This window comes from Parvibaculum lavamentivorans DS-1 (genome assembly GCF_000017565.1).
Taxonomy (GTDB): domain Bacteria; phylum Pseudomonadota; class Alphaproteobacteria; order Parvibaculales; family Parvibaculaceae; genus Parvibaculum; species Parvibaculum lavamentivorans.
In genome coordinates this window covers 1660517-1680556 of the sequence record NC_009719.1, presented here as the reverse complement: position 1 = coordinate 1680556, position 20040 = coordinate 1660517, and the positions used below count along the sequence as shown (strand labels likewise).

The 20040-nt window shown below is 62.7% G+C and carries 17 protein-coding genes; 10 read left to right on the top strand and 7 right to left on the bottom strand.

Annotated features, from left to right (window positions below):
* The 4 genes from PLAV_RS07800 to PLAV_RS07785 all read right to left on the bottom strand — a co-directional run bounded on the left by PLAV_RS07800 (position 1) and on the right by PLAV_RS07785 (position 3272).
* On the bottom strand, positions 1-876 hold the full coding sequence (locus PLAV_RS07800; RefSeq protein WP_012110447.1) for a fumarylacetoacetate hydrolase family protein: 876 nt from the start codon (positions 874-876) through the stop codon (positions 1-3).
* Between the two features lie 23 nt (positions 877-899).
* The gene (locus tag PLAV_RS07795; RefSeq protein WP_012110446.1) at positions 900-1820 is read right to left on the bottom strand and encodes a VOC family protein; all 921 of its coding nucleotides are present in this window, start codon (positions 1818-1820) and stop codon (positions 900-902) included.
* 16 nt (positions 1821-1836) lie between these two features.
* Positions 1837-2505, bottom strand: a complete 669-nt coding sequence (locus tag PLAV_RS07790) for a TetR/AcrR family transcriptional regulator (protein WP_012110445.1) — start codon at positions 2503-2505, stop codon at positions 1837-1839.
* Between the two features lie 122 nt (positions 2506-2627).
* Positions 2628-3272 carry a TetR/AcrR family transcriptional regulator gene (locus PLAV_RS07785; RefSeq protein WP_168713181.1) on the bottom strand — a complete coding sequence of 215 codons (645 nt, stop codon included), beginning with the start codon at positions 3270-3272 and terminating at the stop codon, positions 2628-2630.
* A 215-nt stretch (positions 3273-3487) separates the two neighbouring features.
* On the opposite strand from PLAV_RS07785, the gene PLAV_RS07780 reads away from it, so the two are divergent.
* Positions 3488-4591, top strand: coding sequence for an efflux RND transporter periplasmic adaptor subunit (locus PLAV_RS07780; protein WP_012110441.1), 1104 nt, complete (start codon positions 3488-3490; stop codon positions 4589-4591).
* Complete coding sequence (locus PLAV_RS07775; RefSeq protein WP_012110440.1) at positions 4588-7680, top strand: efflux RND transporter permease subunit; 3093 nt, start codon at positions 4588-4590, stop codon at positions 7678-7680. Before PLAV_RS07780 ends, PLAV_RS07775 begins: the two co-directional genes overlap by 4 nt.
* Before the next feature lie 115 nt (positions 7681-7795).
* Here PLAV_RS07775 and PLAV_RS07770 read toward each other — a convergent pair whose 3' ends face one another.
* Complete coding sequence (locus PLAV_RS07770) at positions 7796-10159, bottom strand: efflux RND transporter permease subunit (protein ID WP_012110439.1); 2364 nt, start codon at positions 10157-10159, stop codon at positions 7796-7798.
* 166 nt (positions 10160-10325) lie between these two features.
* Positions 10326-10763: a hypothetical protein gene (locus PLAV_RS07765; protein ID WP_012110438.1), complete on the bottom strand. Its 438-nt coding sequence runs from the start codon at positions 10761-10763 to the stop codon at positions 10326-10328.
* Between the two features lie 471 nt (positions 10764-11234).
* Between PLAV_RS07765 and ccoN the strand changes: the two genes are divergently transcribed.
* From ccoN to ccoS, 8 genes are read left to right on the top strand one after another with little or no spacing between them, the layout of a single operon-like run.
* Positions 11235-12884: a cytochrome-c oxidase, cbb3-type subunit I gene (gene ccoN / locus PLAV_RS07760; protein WP_041535905.1), complete on the top strand. Its 1650-nt coding sequence runs from the start codon at positions 11235-11237 to the stop codon at positions 12882-12884.
* Positions 12885-12896: 12 nt separating this feature from the next.
* Positions 12897-13628, top strand: a complete 732-nt coding sequence (gene ccoO / locus PLAV_RS07755; protein ID WP_012110436.1) for a cytochrome-c oxidase, cbb3-type subunit II — start codon at positions 12897-12899, stop codon at positions 13626-13628.
* A 9-nt stretch (positions 13629-13637) separates the two neighbouring features.
* Positions 13638-13862 carry a cbb3-type cytochrome c oxidase subunit 3 gene (locus PLAV_RS07750; RefSeq protein WP_012110435.1) on the top strand — a complete coding sequence of 75 codons (225 nt, stop codon included), beginning with the start codon at positions 13638-13640 and terminating at the stop codon, positions 13860-13862.
* Positions 13859-14749: a cytochrome-c oxidase, cbb3-type subunit III gene (gene ccoP, locus PLAV_RS07745; protein WP_012110434.1), complete on the top strand. Its 891-nt coding sequence runs from the start codon at positions 13859-13861 to the stop codon at positions 14747-14749. The genes PLAV_RS07750 and ccoP overlap by 4 nt, the downstream gene beginning before the upstream one ends.
* Positions 14750-14785: 36 nt before the next feature.
* Positions 14786-16327, top strand: coding sequence for a cytochrome c oxidase accessory protein CcoG (gene ccoG / locus PLAV_RS07740; protein ID WP_012110433.1), 1542 nt, complete (start codon positions 14786-14788; stop codon positions 16325-16327).
* The gene (locus tag PLAV_RS07735) at positions 16324-16839 is read left to right on the top strand and encodes a FixH family protein (protein WP_012110432.1); all 516 of its coding nucleotides are present in this window, start codon (positions 16324-16326) and stop codon (positions 16837-16839) included. Before ccoG ends, PLAV_RS07735 begins: the two co-directional genes overlap by 4 nt.
* An 8-nt stretch (positions 16840-16847) precedes the next feature.
* The gene (locus PLAV_RS07730; RefSeq protein WP_012110431.1) at positions 16848-19064 is read left to right on the top strand and encodes a heavy metal translocating P-type ATPase; all 2217 of its coding nucleotides are present in this window, start codon (positions 16848-16850) and stop codon (positions 19062-19064) included.
* A complete protein-coding gene (gene ccoS / locus PLAV_RS07725; RefSeq protein WP_012110430.1) occupies positions 19061-19228 on the top strand; it encodes a cbb3-type cytochrome oxidase assembly protein CcoS in 168 nt (55 codons plus the stop codon). The genes PLAV_RS07730 and ccoS overlap by 4 nt, the downstream gene beginning before the upstream one ends.
* On the opposite strand, the gene PLAV_RS07720 is transcribed toward ccoS, so the two are convergent.
* Entirely contained in the window at positions 19225-20013 is a 789-nt protein-coding gene (locus PLAV_RS07720; RefSeq protein ID WP_012110429.1) for a DUF2189 domain-containing protein, read from the bottom strand. The two genes, ccoS and PLAV_RS07720, sit on opposite strands and share 4 nt — an antisense overlap.
* Between the last annotated feature and the right edge of the window lie 27 nt (positions 20014-20040).

Below are 20040 nucleotides of genomic sequence, written 5' to 3'. Positions count from 1 at the left end.
TTAAGCGGCCTCGATGATCGTCTCGGCCTTTTCCGGCACCACGCGATTTTCGATGTAGCCGAGCTTCTCGACTTCGACGCGCACCACATCGCCTTCCTTCAGGAGTTGCATCGGCTTCATCGCCGCGCCGATACCGCCCGACGTGCCGGTGAAGATCACATCGCCGATATCGAGCGTGAAAGCCTGCGTCAGATGCGCGATCTGGTCGAAGCAATCGAAGATGAGATGTTTCGTGTTGGAATTCTGCCGGAGCTCGCCATTGACCCAGCATTTGATGTCGAGCGCATGCGGATCGCCGACTTCGTCCGGCGTCACGATCCACGGGCCGATGGGGCCATGCGTGTCGAAGCTCTTGCCGATCTGCCATGTGTTGGTGCGGAGCTGCCAGTCGCGCACGCTGACATCGTCGCCGACGAAATAGCCGGCAATCACTTCATGCGCGCGTTCCTTCGGCACATGCTTGCAACGCTTGCCGATGACGAAACACATCTCCGCCTCGTAATCGAGAAAGGCGGAAACGGAAGGGAGCGCGATGTCGGCATAGGGGCCGGTGATGCAATTGTGCTGCTTGTTGAACCAGACCTGATGCTCGGGCATCGGCTGGCCGGATTCCTCGACATGGTCGCGGTAGTTGAGACCGATGGCGAGAACCTTGCCGGGATTGGGGATCGGCGCGAGGAGCTTCACGGCCGAAAGCGGAAGGGCGGCACCGCCCTTTGCCACTTCCCGCGCGCGGGCGAGAGCCGCCTCATTGCCGATCAGCGATTTCATGTCGCGCGGCAGCTCCGGCGCGGCTTTGGAAAGGTCGACGATACCGTCGTCGCGAACGACGCCAATGCGCACCGAGCCGCCTTCGCTGAAAGTTGCGAGCTTCATGGATGTCTCCCTCAGGATTGTTTCTAGCTGCCCATCGTGGGCGGGGCTTCGGGGCCCCATTGATTGCCCATCAAATCGCCGAGCCCGCGAACTTGTGGCGGCGTCTCATTGTTGAAGAGATCGCCATCTGTCCAGTGCTCGACGGTGTGACCCCAGGGATCGCGCCAGTAGTCGAAAATCTGGCTGCCCAGGATGTGACGGCCGACGCCCCATTCGTGACGGCGGCCTGCTTTTTCGAGATGATTGTGGCCGGCCATCAGGTCGTCGAAATGCGCGACCTCGAAGGCGGCATGATTGAAACCGGGCTGGCCGGTGCCGACGAGAAAAAGCGTGTGGTGATCGACATGGGTGCGCCCGCGATCGCAACGCATGAAGGCGCCGAGCGGCGCGCCGGGCGCAAGCTCGATTTCATCGGATGTGACGAGGCCGAAGCGGGATTTGTACCAGGCTTCGCTCGTCCGGAAATCCGTGACGTTGATGACGCAGTGGCCGAGGCGCTTGACCTGCGACGGGCCGGGCGCGACGCGGAGCGGTTCGCCGGCGCGCACCCGCGCATCGCCATCATTATGGACGAGCTTGCGGGCGACGGGGAGCTTCTCCGGCGAGACCTGGCCTGCAACGACATCGATCGGGAACCCGTCCGGATCGGTGAAGTGGACGATCCTGCCGCCACCCGGCGCCGGATTGTCCTCAACGGCAAGGCCATGCTCGCCAGCAAGCTTCTCGAGATCGGCGACGCTTTCGGCATAGAAGGCAATGCCGACAAAGCCGGGCTCGCCCTTCTCCGTTTCGTGAACGAAGGGATGCGCGTCGGTGCCGCGCATATAAAGATGCGTATCGCTGCGCGCGGCGCGCGCCATTCCGAACTCGACGAGAAATTTTTCCATCTCGTCGAGATCCGGCGCGCGGAAGCGCACATAGGCGATATCCGTGACTTTTATCATGATGTCCTCCTGGCTTTTATTTGAAGCCGATGGTGCTGAAGTCACAGGGCCGCGCGAGAATGTCTTCGATCTCCGCCGTGGCAACGCCGAGGCCGCGCAGCAGCACGGTTGCGATGTCGCGCGCATAGCCCTGCCCGCGCAGGATTTCCGGACCCGCAACATTGTCGAGCAGATGCCGCATGGCGATGGTGCCGAGGCCGACGACGAGATGAAGCGCCACTTCCTCGCTCGGTACATGGATGCGGACCTTGGCGATGCCATCGCGAATATCGCCCAGCAGATGCTCGTTGCCCTGCCGGTCGAGACCGGACCCGCTGTCATAGAGACGCGCGAGAAGCATTGTCTTGACCGGGTTCTGCATGGCGCAGGCCATGAACAGGCGGACACCGCGCGCGATGCGCTCCGCCGGATCGTCGATGCCGCGATTGAGCTCTTCGACGGCGGCGTTCAGCTCATGCCGGATGCCCGACGCGACGGCGCGCGCGATCTCGGCCCGGTCGGTGAAGTAATTGTAGAAGGTGCCTTTGGCGACGCCCGCCAGATCGACGATCTCGTCGATCGTGGTCGCGTCCACGCCCTGCCGCGCGAAGAGCTGCATCGCGGCCTCGACCAGAATGAAGCGCATCTGTGCCCGGCGGCGCGATCCCGCATCCTCTGTCTTTTTCGCCGCCGCCCTGCCCGCCATTGCCGTCTCCCGAAGCTGATTTGACTAAATAGTCATAAATTGACTAAACAGTCAAGCAAGGCCGTGCGCAATGGCTTTCCGGGTTCGCGAAGTCATGAAAACGAGAAAGCGCGGCGTAAAGATCAGCGCGGGCCGCCGAATGGGCAGGAAGAGCCGCCGCCCTGGTTTTCACCGCGCGCGGGACTTCCGGCGGGAAGCAATCCTTCCAGCAGGAGGCCGATCTCCAGATCGATCAGCGCTTCCCTGTCGGTCCAGGGAAAATGCTCATGCGTGATGAGGAGTGAGACGATGCCGTGTCCCGCCGCCCAGATCGCCTCGGAGACGAGATCCGGGTCGAGATCGCGTGTCGCCCCCGCTTCGACCACCTGATGGACGCAGCTATCCAGCATGTCGAAGGCAAGCGAGCCTTTCGAGGGCGTGAGCTTCGCTTCCTCGGTGCGCGGTACGGCGACGCCGGCACGCACCAGCCCGGACATCGGCGTCATGAAGACGAGGCGGTATTCCTCCGTCCGCGACAGGCCGAAATCGATATAGGTGCGCATCGCGCGGCGAAGCTGCGCCAGAGGCTCCGTTTCCTGAGAAACCGCCACCTCGAAAACATGGAGGAGGTCGCTGAAGAAGTCTTCGATAATGACGAAGAGGATCGCTTCCTTGTTCTCGAAATGCTGGTAGATCGCCGCCTGCGTGATGCCGACCTTGCGGGCGATCTTGCGCATGGAGACATGATCGATTCCATCATCGAGGAAGAGCGACTTGGCGGCCGCCACGATCTGTCTTCGCCGCTCTTCGGGTGCGAGCCGCTGGCGCGCCGCCGACGCACGCTTCCGCTGTGCTTTGGCGGGCGAGTTGACCTTCGCTGAAGCTCTTTTGACGGTTTTTGCGTCTTTCGATGCCATTTCCGCTAATTAACACCGTTCACCGGCCTTGACCAGCAATCAGAACCCCCTAAATAAACACCGTTCGGTAAGTTGGGGAGGTTGTGATGACTGGGTTTCCGCGTTTTGTACTTGTCGCGGTTTTGGGGGCTTTTGCCCTTGCAGGATGCGGCGAGGAAGCCAGCCAAACCGCCGAGGCGGAAACGGCCATCCCCGTCCTGGTAGCGGAGGTGCGGACGGCTCCCGAAGCGGGCTTCGTCACCGCCTATGGCCTCGTCCGGCCGGACCGGGAAGCCGCCCTCTCCTTCAAGATTTCCGGGCTCGTGCGGACCATCGCCGTCGATGCCGGCGACATCGTCCGCAAGGGCGACACATTGGCCGAACTCGACATGCGCGAGATCGATGCCGATGCGAGGCGCGCCAATGCCGCCGCCATCAAGGCGAAGCGCGACGTCGACCGGATTGCGCCGCTCCTCGAAAATGGCTTTGTGAGCCGACAGCGCATGCAGGACGCGCAGACCGCCTACGACCTGGCGCTGGCCGAGCGCAGCCGCGTCGACTTCAACCGCTCGCTTTCAAGGATCGTGGCGCCCGCCGACGGCGTGGTCCTGTCGCGCCTTTCCGAGCCGAACGAAATCGTCAATCCCGGCCAGCCGATCCTGACTGTGAGCCAGGGCGGCGGCGGCTTCATATTGAAGGCGGGGCTTGCCGACCGCGACATGGCACGCATCCAGCTCGACGCCCGCGCCTCCGTGACGCTCGACGCCTTTCCGGGCGAGAAGCTCGCCGGCACCGTCCGCCGCATTGGTGCGGCAAGCGAGGCGCGCACCGGGACATTCGAAATCGAGATCGCGCTCGATAACGCGCCGCCCGGCACCGCGAGCGGTTTCATCGGCGTAGCGCAGATTGAACCGGCGGACGAAAATGCGGCGGCTCTCGCCGTTCCGGCGACCGCAATCCTTGAAGGGCATGGCGCGGTCGCCAATGTCTATCTGCTCGACCGGCCAAGCATGACGGTGCGCCAGAAACGCATCGGCATCGGCCGCATCAGCGGCGACGAGGTAATCGTCACGGACGGCCTCAAGGCAGGCGACCAGGTGGTGAGCGCGGGGGCGCCCTATTTACGCGAAGGCGCGAAAGTCCGCGTGGTGACTGACCTGAAAGCGGCACGTGCCGAAACGGCGTCCGAGGACGAGGCCGCTCGTCCATGAACATCAGCAGCATCAGCGCCTTCTCCGTCCGGAACTGGCAATTCACGCTTGTCGTCTTCGGCATGTTGATAGCGGTCGGCCTCAGCGCCTTCAATTCCATTCCGCGCGCCGAAGATCCCGATATGAAGGGGCCTTTCGCCATCGTCAACGTGGCCTTGCCTGGCGCGGACCCCGCCGATATCGAGAAGCTCGTGATCCGGCCCATCGAGGACGCGATAAACCGGCTCGACGATCTCGACGAAATCAAGAGCCGTGCCGAGGACGGGCTCGCGATCATTCAGGTGCAGTTCGACTGGTCGACCGATCCGGACAAGAAGTATGACGACGTGGTGCGCGAGATAAACGCACTCCGGCCGACGCTTCCCGCAGGTATCCGCCGCCTCGACATCAACAAGTTCCGCACGTCGCTTACCAATGTCGTACAGGTGGCGCTTGTTTCGGAGACGGCACCGAACCGCGTGCTGGAAGACCTCGCGGACGATCTCACCGATGAAATCTACCGCGTGCCCGGCGTCCGCGACGCCGAGGCCTGGGGCTTGCCGCGTTCGGAAGTGCGCGTATCCATCAATTTCGGACGTCTCGCCAATCTCGGCATTCCCGTGACGGCGGTGGCAAACGCGGTCGGCGCCGACGCCTCCGAATTGCCCGGCGGTCCCATTCACGCCGGCGCCCGGCGCTTCAACCTCAAGACGGCTGGCGGCTATGACAGTATCGAGGATATTCGCAATACGGTGATCGGCTATTTTGGCGGCAACATCGTGCGGGTGCGCGATGTCGCCGAGGTGAGCTGGGCGACCGAAGAGGCAACCTATCTCGGCTGGTACAACGGCGAGCGCGCCGTCTTCGTGACCGCGAACCAGAAGGAAGCGCAGAACGTTTTCGACGTGCGCAATGGCATCTACGAGGTGCTGGACGAATTCGAACCGCACCTGCCGGCGGATGTACGAATGGAACGCGCCTTCGACCAGACGGTCTCCGTGTCGCACCGGCTGAGCCGCCTCTATCTCGATTTTGCCATCGCGGTAAGCCTTGTCGCCATTACCCTGCTGCCGCTCGGCTTCCGCGCCGCCGGTATCGTGATGGTTTCGATCCCGCTATCGCTTGCCATGGGCGTGGCGCTGCTCGATTTCTTCGGCTTTTCGCTGAACCAGCTATCGATTGCGGGGCTGGTGCTCGCGCTCGGCCTTTTGGTCGACGATTCCATCGTCGTGGTCGAGAACATCGAGCGCCATTTGCGCGAAGGCAAGAAACGCTATGAAGCGGCAATCGCCGCGACTTCGCAAATCTCGCTTGCGGTGGTCGGCTGCACGGTGGTGCTGATCCTCGCCTTCCTGCCCTTGCTCTTTCTGCCGGGCGGCGCCGGAAAGTTCACGCGCTCGCTGCCCGTTTCCGTTCTCTTCACCGTTTCGGCGTCGTTGCTTGTCGCGCTGACCATCATTCCCTTTCTCGCCAGCCGGCTCCTCAGCGACAAGGCCCACCCGGAGGGCAATATTTTTCTGCGCATTGTGATGCGCGGCATTCACACGATCTACCGGCCGCTTCTTCACATCGCACTCGGCTGGCCGCGTGCGACAACCTTCGCCGCCATGCTTGTCTGCGTCACAAGCCTGGCGCTTGTGCCCCGTATCGGCTTCAGCCTGTTCCCGCCCGCCGACAGCCGGCAGTTCCTCGTGCAGATCGAAACGCCGCAGGGGACGAGCCTTCAGGAAACCAAAAAAGTACTCGACTATGTGACCGAGACGCTGCGCGCCCGGCCGGAAATAGACTGGGTCATCTCCAATCTCGGCCGCTCCAATCCGCAGATCTACTACAACGAGAACGCCCGCGAGCAGCGCGCCAACAAGGCCGAAGCCTTCGCGCAGATGGCCGAATTCGACCAGGAGAGGACACCGATCCTGCAGGACGAGCTGCGCGCCGAATTCAACAAATATCCCGGCGCCCAGATCGTGCTGCGCGTCTTTCAGAACGGACCGCCCATCGAAGCGCCGATTGCGGTGCGTATTTTCGGGCCCGACCTGCGCGTGTTGAAGGAGCTCGCAGCCGATGTGAGCCGCATCGTGGAAGACGTGGAGGGCACGCGCGATGTGGTGAACCCCGTCCGCTTGGACCGGACCGACTATAATCTCGGGCTCAACACGGAGAAGGCTGGCCTGCTCGGCGTGCCGCCGGGCGAGATCGACCGCACGGTCCGCCTTGCCATTGTCGGGGAAACGGTCGGCGCCTTTCGTGAGGCGGACGGCGACGAATTTCCCATCGTGGCGCGACTACCGCTCGAGGAGCACCATGCGATTCAGGCCTTGCAGAACGTCTTCGTACCGACGGCAAGCGGCGCCTCGATACCGCTCAACCAGCTCTCGAGCCCTTATCTCGAGTCGAGCCCCGGCCGCATCGACCGTTTCGACCGCCAGCGCCTCGTCACCGTGACGGCCTATACCAGAACCGGCTACAACACCGAGAAAGTGACGAACGAAGTTTTCGAGGCCATCGCCTCGCTGCCAAAACCGCCGGGCTACGATTTCCGTGCGGGCGGCGAGATCGAAGCACGGCAAGAGGGCTTCTCCGGCCTTACCAATGCCGTCCTGATCGCGATCTTCGGCATTCTCGGCGTGCTTATTCTGGAGTTCCGTTCGTTCCGCACGACGCTCGTGGTGGCGGGCGTCATCCCGCTCGGCATTGTCGGCGGGCTGGTGGGACTCTGGCTCTCCGGCTATTCGCTGTCCTTCACCGCGGTGATCGGCTTCATCGCGCTGATCGGCATAGAGATCAAAAGCTCGATCCTGCTGGTCGATTTCACGAACCAGCTCCGCCGCCAGGGCGTGCCCTTGAAGGAGGCGGTCGAACAGGCGGGCGAGATCCGCTTTCTGCCGGTACTGCTGACCTCGATGACAGCGATTGGCGGGCTGACCGCGCTCGCGCTTGAGGGATCAGGTCTCTATTCGCCGCTTGCCTTCGTCATCATCGGCGGCCTCATCTCTTCGACCGTGCTGTCCCGGCTGGTGACGCCCGCCATGTACCTTCTGCTCGCGCCGAAGGAACTGGACGAACCGGAAAGGGCGCATGCGCAAATGCAAGGCGCGCCCGCCGACTGACGGCGGAAAGCACTCCTCGGCCGCCGGACGGACTCCCTCATCCGCCGCGGCCAAAGAGAAAGGGCGGCCCTCTCGCGAGGCGCCGCCCTTTCGATTTTCAGACCTGACGGGGCGATCAGTGCCCGCGCATCACCGCACGCGCTTCCTCTTCGGAAAGCGGCTCGCGCTTCAGCGGCCAGATATACTCGAAGACCGCAACCAGCGCCGGCAGCAACGTCACCGCACCGATCATGTTGACCATGAACATGAAGGTGAGGAGCAGGCCCATATCGGCCTGGAACTTGAGCGCCGAGAACGCCCAGGTGCTGACGCCGATAGCAAGTGTGCCGCCCGTGAACATGGTTGCCGAACCCACGTCGTAGAGCGCCTGGAGATACGCCTCATGCGGGTTCTTGCCCATGCGCATATAGCGCTGCATACGGTTGTACTCGTAGATGCCATAGTCGACACCGATACCGACCGCGATGGCGAGAACCGGGAGCGTCGATATCTTGAGTCCGATGCCCGCCGCCGTCAGGAACCAGTCGCCGATAATGGTCGACAGGATGAGCGGCAACACGCAGCAAAGCGCACCGCGCCATTCGCGATAGGTGAGAATGACGAGCGTCATGACCACCGCGTACACATAGAGCAGCATGGGCAGCTCGGACTTATGCACGATTTCGTTGGTGGCGGCGACGATCGGGACGTTGCCCGTACCGACGCGAAGGTTGATGCCCTCGTATTTGTTTTCAGGGGCAGCCATCCACGCTTCGAGTTCGTTGACGACGTGCTTGACTGTGCCGGCCTTCGTATCCGCGATGAAGATGGCGACGGCGGCTGTGGAGCAGTCGGCGTTCACGATGCCAGACGAGCTTCCGATGCTGGAGGTCGCCTGGGCGAGAGCGGCCGGATTGCGCGGCAGGTTCTGCCACTTCGGATTGCCCTCCTGCCACATGCTGTTGATCTTGCGCGCGAGGATCGGAAGGCTGATGACCGACTGCACGCCATCCACATTACGCATGTGCCAGCTGAAGCTCTCGAGATAATGCATCTTGCCGTAATCGACGCAGACGACATCTTCCGATTCGACGATCACGGTCAGCACGTTGAGACCGAGGTTGAACTTCTCGGCGATATAGCGGCTGTCCTGATTGTAGCGCGCATCCGGCCACAACTCGCCCGCACCCGCATGGACGTCGCCGATCTGCTTGTCGCGGGCCTCGTAGAAGCCGATGCAGCCGACGATGAAGCAGATGATGACGAACGGAAAGGCGATCGGCGGTGTCGCGATCCGGGAGAGGGCCGGCCAGAGCTTGGCACGGGTCTCCATGGCGCGACGAACCTTCGCACCATACTCCTCTTCCGGCGGCGCCACATAGGACACCAGCAGCGGCAGCATGATGAGGTTCGAGATGATCTTGAACCCGATACCGATCGACGCCGTGATCGCGAGTTCCTGGATCATGCCGATCGGAATGATGTAGAGCGTCGCAAAGCCAGCCAGCGTGGTCAGAAGTGCCACGAGGCCCGGACGCAGCAGGAAGGTGAAGGTCGCGCGCGCGGCCTCGTTCTTGTTGAGACCGGCGGCCATCTCCGCGCCGACCATGTTGATCTGCTGCACGCCGTGGCTGACGCCAATGGCGAAGACGAGGAACGGCACGAGCACGCCGAGCGGGTCGAGGCCGAAGCCGAGAATATGAAGCAGGCCGAACTGCCAGACGACCGAGCAGAGCGAGGCGCCGACCGTGACCGCCGTCAGGACCCATGAGCGGCAATAGAGCCAGAGCATGAAGGCGGTGAGGAAGAAGGCCACCGAGAAGAAGGTGACGACGGAGGAAGCGCCGTCCGCGATGTCGCCAACAAGTTTCGCAAAACCGACGATCTTCACATCGACCTTGTCCGAGACATATTTGTCGCGAAGATCGGTTTCGAGCTTGCGCGCCACGTCGAAATAATCGAGGCGCTCTTGCGTCTCCGGATTGAAGTCGAGAAGTTCGGCGCGGATCATCGACGAACTGAAATCGTTGGAAACGAGACGTCCGACGAGGTCGGCGCGCAGCGTGTTCTGCAGAACCGTATCGATGTCTTCGTCCGTACCGGCGAAATTGGCCGGGATCACGTCGCCGGCTTCAAGACCTTCTTCCGTAACGGCGATGAAGCGCGTGTTCGGCGTCCAGAGCGAGGTGACCGTGTGGCGCGCGACACCGGGAATATAGAAGAGATCCTGGGTCGCATCGTTCAGCGTATAGAGGAAGTCCTTCTCGAAGATATCGCCTTCCTTGTTCTCCAGCACCACCAGCACGCGGTTGCCGCCGCCGAAGCTCTCGGAATACTCGGTGAAGGTTTCGATGTAGGGATGGCCGATAGGAAGCATCTTCGTGAAGCCGGCATCCATCCGCAGTTGGGATGCGAAGATGCCCATCACGACCGTGAACGCCAACAGTGCCACTAGAATGACGGCACGCAGGCCGAACACCAGATTTTCAATACGCTGCAAAGTAACCTCCCCTTTGGGACGCACGGTCTTTTTGCGGGGACCGCGTCGGAGTTCTCAGGATGTTGCGGAGCGTTATGCTCTTCTTGGATTTTCGCCGGCTTCTTTGGAGCCCGGGCGACTTATATCAGGTGCCGCCCTTTCGGGGAGCGGCTTGCCACAGGAGCCGTCAGACGTTCGTTTGTCCGGCCATCCCCTGCACCGGCATGGGCGGTGCCCGCGGAAAATGCCCGGCCGGGAGCGGCGGCATTTCGGCACTGGCCGGTTCAAGAGCAAACCCGGCAGGCCGGAGAACCCGCCCGGTATCACGCACGGCGAACGGGACGACGCCCGAACCGTTGCCGCGCATGGACTTCTCTTTCCGCACCAGGTCCTGGTTTCGCAACACGTCTTCGTCGGAGAGACGAAGCTGCGTCTGCGAGGCAGACCGCTCCAGCAGGGAGTCCCGCACATACTCGTCCGTCAGCATCGAGGCACGGGCCATGCCCGTGACCGCAATGACGCCAAGGAAAGCCAGAAAGGCAATCGTCGCGATGGCAGGACGCGGCGCCACTTCAAGCTGAAGCAGACTCCCGGCAGCCTTTTTCCTCGCAGAAAACCCGATCAAAGCACAATTCCCCTAGCACCGTACTGAGGCGCATGAGGGGCCTATCTAACATGCTGCCCTGCGTTGGCACAGCCATATTTGCGGCGCCCTCCCGCCGAAAAAGCCTGCAATACCTGCAATTTGCGCTCATACGTATACGCATGGCTCCGGACCTCAACTCCGCAATCCGCGTAATTGACGCTGAGCGGCGGGACGGGCGCGCTGCCATCATGGTTAATTCCCTTCGCGTGTTTCGCCGCCCTTGCGCCTGCGGAACGGTATTTCCGTGCGACATGGTGATGCAGCGGCGCCAGCGCACATCCCCGAAAAAGCCACTTAACTGCTATGGTTTTTCTGCTGGGTGGAATTGGGGCTATGCGGCGTAACTGCGCATGCGCACCGCGTCTCCGCCGCCCGGCGTGAGGCAACGCATATGAAGGACAGCGTGATATGGCGGTTTCAGGGGCGCCGGGAGTAAAGCTTCCGGGGACGATGACGACTGCGGCCTGGCTGGTCGCGGGGGCGCTCGTCGCAGGAGCACTTCTTTCAATCGTAGTTGCAGGCAAAGCACAGGACGCGCCGATTGCCGCCCATGCCTGGCTCTTTGCCTTCTCTTTCCTGGCAGGCGCCATGGCCCTCTGGCAGCGCCACTTCTCGGCCGAAGCGCGCGGCCCGGCGGCAATCGACGAAAGCGCCGGCTACAATGACGGCGTCGTCAAGGCCGGCGCCATTGCCACCCTGTTTTGGGGCGTGGCGGGCTTCCTCGTCGGCGTGGTGATCGCCTTCCAGCTCGCCTTCCCGGTGCTGAACTTCGACACTGAATTTCTGAACTTCGGCCGGCTGCGCCCGCTGCACACCTCGGCCGTGATCTTCGCTTTTGGCGGCAACGCGTTGATCGCGACATCGTTCTATGTCGTGCAGCGCACCTCCCGAGCCCGCCTTGCCGGCGACGTCGCGCCGTGGTTCGTCTTCTGGGGCTACCAGCTCTTCATCGTCGTGGCGGCGACCGGCTACCTGATGGGCGTTACCCAGTCGAAGGAATATGCCGAACCGGAATGGTATGCCGACATCTGGCTCACCATCGTCTGGGTCACCTACCTGTTGGTCTTCCTGGCAACGCTCGCGAAGCGCAAGGAACCGCACATCTACGTGGCGAACTGGTTCTATCTCGCTTTCATCGTGACGATCGCCATGCTGCATATCGGCAATAATCTGGCGATTCCCGAAAGCCTCACTTCGTCGAAAAGCTATGCGCTCTTCCCCGGCGTGCAGGATGCACTGATCCAGTGGTGGTATGGGCATAACGCGGTCGGCTTCTTCCTGACCGCGGGCTTCCTCGGCATGATGTACTACTTCATCCCGAAGCGCGCCGAACGCCCCGTCTATTCCTACCGGCTGTCGATCATCCATTTCTGGTCGCTGATCTTCCTCTATATCTGGGCAGGCCCCCACCATCTTCACTTCACGGCGCTGCCCGACTGGGCACAGACCCTCGGCATGACCTTCTCCATCATGCTGTGGATGCCCTCATGGGGCGGCATGATCAATGGCCTGATGACGCTGTCCGGCGCCTGGGACAAGCTCCGCACCGACCCCGTGATCCGCATGCTCGTCGTCTCGGTCGCTTTCTACGGCATGTCGACCTTCGAAGGCCCGGTCATGTCGGTGAAGGCGGTGAATTCGCTTTCGCACTACACGGACTGGACCATCGGTCATGTGCATTCCGGCGCGCTCGGCTGGGTTGGCTTCGTCTCCTTCGGCGCCGTCTACTGCCTGGTGCCGTGGCTCTGGAAGCGCGAGCGGCTCTATTCGCTCGCCCTTGTGAGCTGGCACTTCTGGATCGCCACCATCGGCATCGTTCTCTACATCACCGCGATGTGGGTCTCCGGCATCCTGCAGGGCCTGATGTGGCGCGCCTATGACGCGCAGGGCTTCCTCGAATACTCCTTCGCGGAAACGGTTGCCGCCATGCATCCCTTCTATGTCATCCGGGCCCTTGGCGGCGTGCTCTTCCTCATTGGCGCGCTGATCATGGTCTACAACTGCTGGCGGACCATCCTCGGGCATGTCCGCGAGAGCGAACCCTTGTCCGCGACCGCGCCAACGGCGCCCGCCGGCGCAACGCTTCAACCGGCCGAGTGAGGAATCCAGATCATGTCAAAAAAGTTTTCTCACGCGACCGTCGAAAAGAACTCCATTCTGCTTCTGGTGCTGACGCTGATCGTCGTCGCCATCGGCGGCCTTGTGGAAATCGTGCCGACCTTTCTCATCAAGAGCACGATTGAGGACGTAAAGGGCGTTCGTCCCTATAGCCCGCTCGAACTGGCGGGGCGCAACATCTATCTGCGCGAAGGCTGCTACAACTGCCATAGCCAGATGATCCGTTCGCTCCGCTCGGAAGTGGAACGCTATGGCCATTACTCGCTGGCCGCCGAAAGCAAATACGATCACCCCTTCCAGTGGGGCTCGAAGAGAACGGGACCCGACCTTGCCCGCGTCGGCGGCAAGTATTCCGACGAATGGCACCGGCTCCATATGGAAGCGCCGCGCTCAGTCGTACCTGAATCGGTTATGCCCGGCTATCCCTTCCTCGCCAGGAAGGCACTGGACTATCGCAACATCGACAAGGCGCTGCAGTCGCTTGCGATGGCGGGGGTACCCTATGGCGAAGAAGAAATAGCCAATGCCCGCGCCGATCTTCAGGCACAGGCAACGCCCGACGCCGACATCGACGGGCTGATGCAGCGCTATCCGAAGGCCGTTGCACGCGATTTCGACGGCAACCCGGCAATGATTTCCGAACTGGATGCCCTTGTCGCCTATCTCCAGATGCTTGGCACCCTCGTGGACTTCAATGCCTACGAGAACGCCGACTTCAAGCAATAGGGGCGCTCCATGGAAAGCCAATCCACTTATGAACTGGTGAGAACATGGGCAAGCGCCGGCGGCCTTGTCTTCATGGTCGTGCTGTTTGCCGGCATCGTCGCTTATGCACTGTGGCCGAAGAACAAGAAAAAATTCGACCGGCTGGCGCATCTGCCCCTGCAGGACGACGACAAGCCCGCAGATTCAAAAAAAGCTGAAAACGGCGATACCGACAGCACGGAGACCGGACGATGAGCGACCACAAGCAGAGAGAGAAAGACGATATCACCGGCGTCGAAACCACCGGGCACGAATGGGACGGTATCCGCGAACTCGACAACCCCATGCCCAAGTGGTGGCTCTATACCTTCTACGCCTGCATCGTCTGGTCCTTCGCCTACTGGATCGTCATGCCGACATGGCCCTACCTCTCGGGCGGCGTCTGGACCTATACCAAAGGCGTGATCGGCTATGAGCAGCGGGAAGTCGTCAACAATGAACTCGCCGCCATCGCAGACGGGCGGGCCGAAACGATGCAGCGGATCGCGGCCATGCCGCTTCGCGACGTGGCCGCCGACCCGGCCCTGATGGAAGTGGCGCTCGGTGCCGGCAAGGCTGCCTTCGGCGACAATTGCGCGCCCTGCCATGGCTCCGGCGCGCAAGGCGGCAATGGCTTCCCGAACCTGAACGATGACGACTGGATCTGGGGCGGCACGCTGGACGACATCCGCGCGACCCTGATGCACGGCATTCGCTGGGACGCGGACGAGGACACACGCCAGAACATCATGATGGCCTATGGACGCGACGGCATTCTTACCCGGGCTGAAATCGCCGACGTTACCGAATATGTGCTTTCGCTCTCGAACCGGTCCGAGAACATGGAAGCCGCGGCACGAGGCGCGGAAACCTTTGCGAGCCAATGCGTGGCGTGTCACGGAGAAGGCGGCAAAGGCAACCGTGAACTCGGCGCCCCCGATCTCAGCGATCACATCTGGCTCTATGGCGGCGACCGCACGAGCATCCTGCAGAGCGTGTCAAACGGACGCAGCGGCGCCATGCCTGCTTGGGGCGGACGTCTTGGAGAAGGCACTATCAATGCGTTGACGCTCTATGTGCATTCCCTCGGCGGCGGCGAGTAACGTTGCCCCGGCCGGGCGTGTTTTTCGAGTAAGCAGATGACGGATACCGCGACAGGCCTCGAACTCCTTGCCCGGCAAGCCACGGGGCAGGCGGGGCCTGCTGCGTCCGGCGCCGGCAACCCGCATGGAGACGAAGGCGAACGCTACACGGCGGTGAATTCCGAGAAGAACCGCCCGCTTTATGAAAGCCGGGTCAAGGTCTATCCGAAACTCGTCCACGGCACTTTCCGCAAGCTGAAATGGCTCGTGATGGCGGTGACCCTCACAATCTATTACGTGACGCCCTGGCTGCGCTGGGACCGGGGACCGGGCCTGCCCGACCAGGCGGTGCTTCTCGATTTCCCCGCCCGGCGCTTCTACTTCTTCTTTCTCGAAATCTGGCCGCAGGAATTCTACTACGTCACCGGGCTTCTCATCCTCGCCGCACTCGGCCTGTTCCTGGTAACGAGCGTGGCAGGCCGCGTCTGGTGCGGCTATGCCTGCCCGCAAACGGTCTGGACCGACCTCTTTCTCCATGTCGAACGCTTCTTCGAGGGCGAACGCGCGGCGCGCATCCGCCTCGACAAATCGCCATGGACGGCGGCAAAGCTCGCCCGCAAGACGGGCAAGCATTTGTCCTGGATCCTCATTTCGCTGGCGACCGGCGGCGCCTGGGTCTTCTATTTCGCCGATGCACCGACGCTCGCAGGCGACCTGACGACCTTCGATGCACCTGCCATCGCCTATCTCTTCATCGGGCTTTTTGCGCTGACGACCTATACGCTGGGCGGCCTCGCCCGGGAACAAGTCTGCATCTACATGTGCCCCTGGCCGCGCATCCAGGGCGCCATGTTCGACGAAGAATCCCTTCTCGTCAGCTACAAGGAAGATCGGGGCGAGAAACGCGGACCCCACAAGAAAGGCACGAGCTGGGAAGGCCGGGGCGACTGCATCGATTGCGGACAATGCGTAGCCGCCTGCCCGATGGGCATCGACATCCGCGACGGCATGCAGCTCGAATGCATTCAGTGCGCGCTTTGCATCGACGCCTGCGACGAGATCATGGACAAGGTGGAACGCCCCCGCGGCCTCATCGCCTATGACACGCTCCGCAACCAGCAGCGGCGCAGCGCCGGAGAAACCCCGCGCCTCAACATCGTGCGGCCGCGAACCATCCTCTACACACTTATCCTCGGCCTCGTCGCGGCTATCATGCTGGTGGCGCTCGTCAACCGTTCGACACTCGAACTGAGCGTGTTGCGCGACCGCAATCCGCTTTTCGTCACCTTGTCCGATGGCAGCATCCGCAACGGCTATGAAGTGAAGATCGTCAACAAGGAACACAGCGAGCGGACATTCGGCATTTCGGTCGAAGGCGTCGAGGGCGCCGTTCTGACGCGGCCGGCCCTGACCGGCGACAACGGCCCGCTGCTGGTCGTCGGCCCGGACAAGCTCGGCACGGCGCGCTTTTTCGTCAGCCTGCCCGGCGATCGCGCCAGCAAGCTGAACGGAGAAGCAGAAATGAACTTCATCGTCACCGATCTTGAGAACGGCAAGACCGTCGCCAGGGCGACGACATTCCGGGGGCCTTCGAAATGACGATCCATGACAGCGACTACCGGCCCAGGGGCCCGAAGCTGACCGGACGGCGAACTCTGATGCTCTTCGCCGGATTCTTTATCGTGGTCTTCGGCATGAACGGGTTGATGGTCTTCCAGGCGCTTTCGACTTTCGATGGCGTGGAAGTGGAAGGCGCCTATCAGAAGGGCCGGGCCTATAATCATCTCCTCGCCCGGATGGAAGCGCAGGAGAAACTTGGCTGGAAGGCCGCAATCGACGTTGCACCGGCGAGCAACGGCGATACCGCGCTTACCGTGACCTTTACCGACGCGGCCGGGGCGCCGCTTGAGGGCCTTGCCGTTCACGGCACTTTCTGGCGGCCGGTGGCGGCCGGCGAGGACCGGCGCATGAGCCTTACGGAAACGGCGCCGGGCATCTATACGGCGGTATTCGCCCTCGCCCACTCCGGCAACTGGCTTGTCCGCATTTCCGGAACGGGCCCGCAGGGCGAAACCTTTACCGAGGAACAGCGCGTTTTCGTGCGCGGCTGAGGGCAAGCATGAGCGACACGGCAACAAGGGCAATGGAAGCGCCGAGGGCGGACCCCGCCCTCTTCGTGCGGAAAACGCCGGAGGGCCGCGACCGCCTCGACCTCGTCGTTGCCGGCATGCATTGCGCGGGATGCCTGCGCAAGGTGGAGCGCGGGCTGACGGAATTGCCCGGCGTCGAATATGCCCGCGCCAACCTGTCGACCAAGCGGGTGACGGTCAGATGGGACCCGGCCCTGCTGAAAGCCAGCGCCATCACCGGAAAGCTTGGCGAAATCGGCTTCAATGCCGTTCCATTCGACCAGAAACTCACCAGCGCGATGGATGAGGGCGAAGGCCGCTCGCTCCTGCGCGCCCTCGGCGTTGCCGGGTTTGCCGCCGCGAATGTGATGCTCGTCTCGGTTGCCGTCTGGTCAGGCCTCGTGACCGATATGGACGAGACGACGCGCGCATTTTTCCATTGGGTTTCCGCGCTGATCGCGCTTCCCGCCATTGCCTATGCCGGCCAGCCCTTCTTCCGCTCGGCACTGCGGGCGCTGCGCGGGCGCGCGATGAATATGGATGTACCGATCGCGCTCGCGGTTATCCTCGCCACGACGATGAGCCTCGTCCAGACCATCGTGAATGCGCGTCATGTGTATTTCGATGCCAGCGTGACGCTGCTTTTTTTCCTGCTGATCGGCCGCTATCTCGACGTACAGGCGCGCGCGAAAGCCTGCTCCGCGGCGCAGAACCTGCTGGGACTGCGCGCTATTGCGGCAACGCTGATCGCGCCCGACGGTTCGCAGCGTTCCGTCGCCATCGAAAATCTCGAGCCGGCGATGCGCGTCATCGTGGCTTCGGGCGGGCGCATTCCCGCCGATGGCGAGGTGATGAGCGGCATCGGCGATGTCGACACCAGCCTCGTGACCGGCGAGAGCGTGCCGGAAGCTGTGAAGCCGGGCTCTACCGTCTTCGCCGGAACGCTTAATCTCGGCGCACCCCTGGTCATCCGCGTGACGAAGCGCGACGATGACAGCCTGCTCGCCGAAATCGTGCGGCTGATGGAAAGCGCCGAACAGGGCCGCGCACGCTATGTCCGCATCGCCGACCGCGCGGCACGCCTTTATTCTCCGGCTGTGCATATCATGGCCTTTGGCACGCTCGCGCTCTGGTTCGCCCTCGGCGCGCATTGGGAAACGGCGCTGACACATGCGATTGCGGTCCTCATCGTCACATGCCCCTGCGCGCTCGGCCTTGCCGTGCCCGTGGTTCAGGTCGTGGCGACAGGACGGCTGACGCGCCAAGGCGTTCTCGTGAAGGCAGCAGACGGACTGGAACGGCTTGCACAGGCGGACACCATTGTCTTCGACAAGACCGGTACGTTGACGCTCGGCCGCCCGCGCCTGATGAACGCCAAAGAAATCCCCGCCGCCGATCTCGCGCTCGCCATGGCGCTGGCCGGCAAGAGCCGCCATCCGCTTTCCGTCGCTCTGGCGGGCTGCGGGCGGACGCTGCCATTGCCGCTGCTCGACGACATTCGCGAGGAACCCGGCATGGGCCTTGAGGCGAAGCTTGGCGGCGAGACGATCCGGCTCGGAAATGCAGGCTTTGTCGAAGTTTCCGGAAACGGGCCCGATCACGCGGGCTCCGAACTCTGGCTCCGGTGCGGCGCCAAACCGGCGGTTTGCTTTCGCTTCGAAGACACGCCAAGGCCCGATGCGAAGGAAGCCGTTGCCGCGCTGAGAGCACGCGGCTTTGCCATCGAACTTCTTTCCGGCGACCGCGAGCCGGCGGTGCGCAAGCTCGCGGACGAACTGGGGATAAAGGAGTGGCGCGCCGCCGCGCGGCCGGATGCGAAGATCGCGCGGCTGGAAGAACTGGCGGCGCTCGGCCGGAAAGTCGCGATGATCGGCGATGGGTTGAACGATGCGCCCGCGCTCCGCGCCGCGCATGTCTCGATCTCGCCGTCGGACGCCGCCGATGTGAGCCAGACGGCGGCGGATTTCATCTTCCAGGGCGCACGGCTGTCGCCCGTCATCGAGGCGGTCGATGTCGCGCGGCAGGCGCGGCGGCTTGTCTTCGAGAATTTCGGGCTGGCGCTTGCCTATAACGCCGTGGCGGTGCCGCTGGCGGTGGCAGGGTTTGTGACGCCGCTTGTGGCGGCTGTTGCGATGTCGAGTTCCTCGATCACCGTGACGCTCAACTCGCTGCGGCTGAATTTCGGCGGAAGAAAGGAAGCCAGGTGAATATCCTCGTCTTCCTCGTGCCTGCCGCGCTTATTCTCGGACTTTTCGGTCTCGCCGGTTTTCTCTGGTCGCTCAGGAGCGGCCAGTATGACGATCTTGAAGGCGCGGCGCAGCGCATCCTGTTCGACGATGAAGACGACAAGCCGGACGAAGAGAAGAATTAGGAACCCGCAAGCGCCCGATGCGCATGCCATGTGGCATGGCCGAGCAGCGGGAAGATGACGACGAGGCCGAGAAACCCGCTCGCAATGCCGAAGGCCGTCAGCAGCGTCACGATCCACGCCCAGAGCAGCATCGGCCAGAAATTATGGCGCACCGCCTCGATGCTGGTGAGGACCGCCGTCACCGCGTCTATATCGCGCGCAAGAAGCAGCGGCGCCGAAATCGCGGAAATCGAAAAAACGACGAAGGCCAGCACCGCGCCCGCCGCAGTGCCGACGACGAGAAGCGTGAGGCCGCGCGATGTCAGCAGCAGGGCGGGGATAAAGGCGGAAAGCGGCGGCAAGCCGACCGGGCCGTAAAAAAGCGCGAAGAGCCAGCCCGCGATCTGCAGCCAGACGATCATCGCGCCCATCAGCATCGCACCGAGAAAGGCGAGCTGCGTGAGGTTGCGCGTCGAAACAAAGGCGACATCGGCGAAACGGACGGGAAGCCCGGCCTCCAGGCGGCGGCTCGCCTCGTAAAGTCCGACGGCGAGCATCGGCCCGAGAAGCAGGAAGCCTGCTGCCATGACGGGAAGGAAGGCCCCGAGCTTGAAAAGAAAAAGCAGGCCCGCAAGCGACAGCGAGATGAGGAAGAAAACGAAGCCGTAAGCGAGGCTGATCGAGGGCACGGCCCGCATGTCCGCCCATCCCGCCGCAAGCCAGCGCCAAGGCTCGTCCGCGCGGATGCGGCGGACACCGTGCGATGCGCCCGGCACAAGGGCCGTTTTCTCCAGCAAAACACTCATCCCCACCCCTCCCAAGGCTTTCCAGCG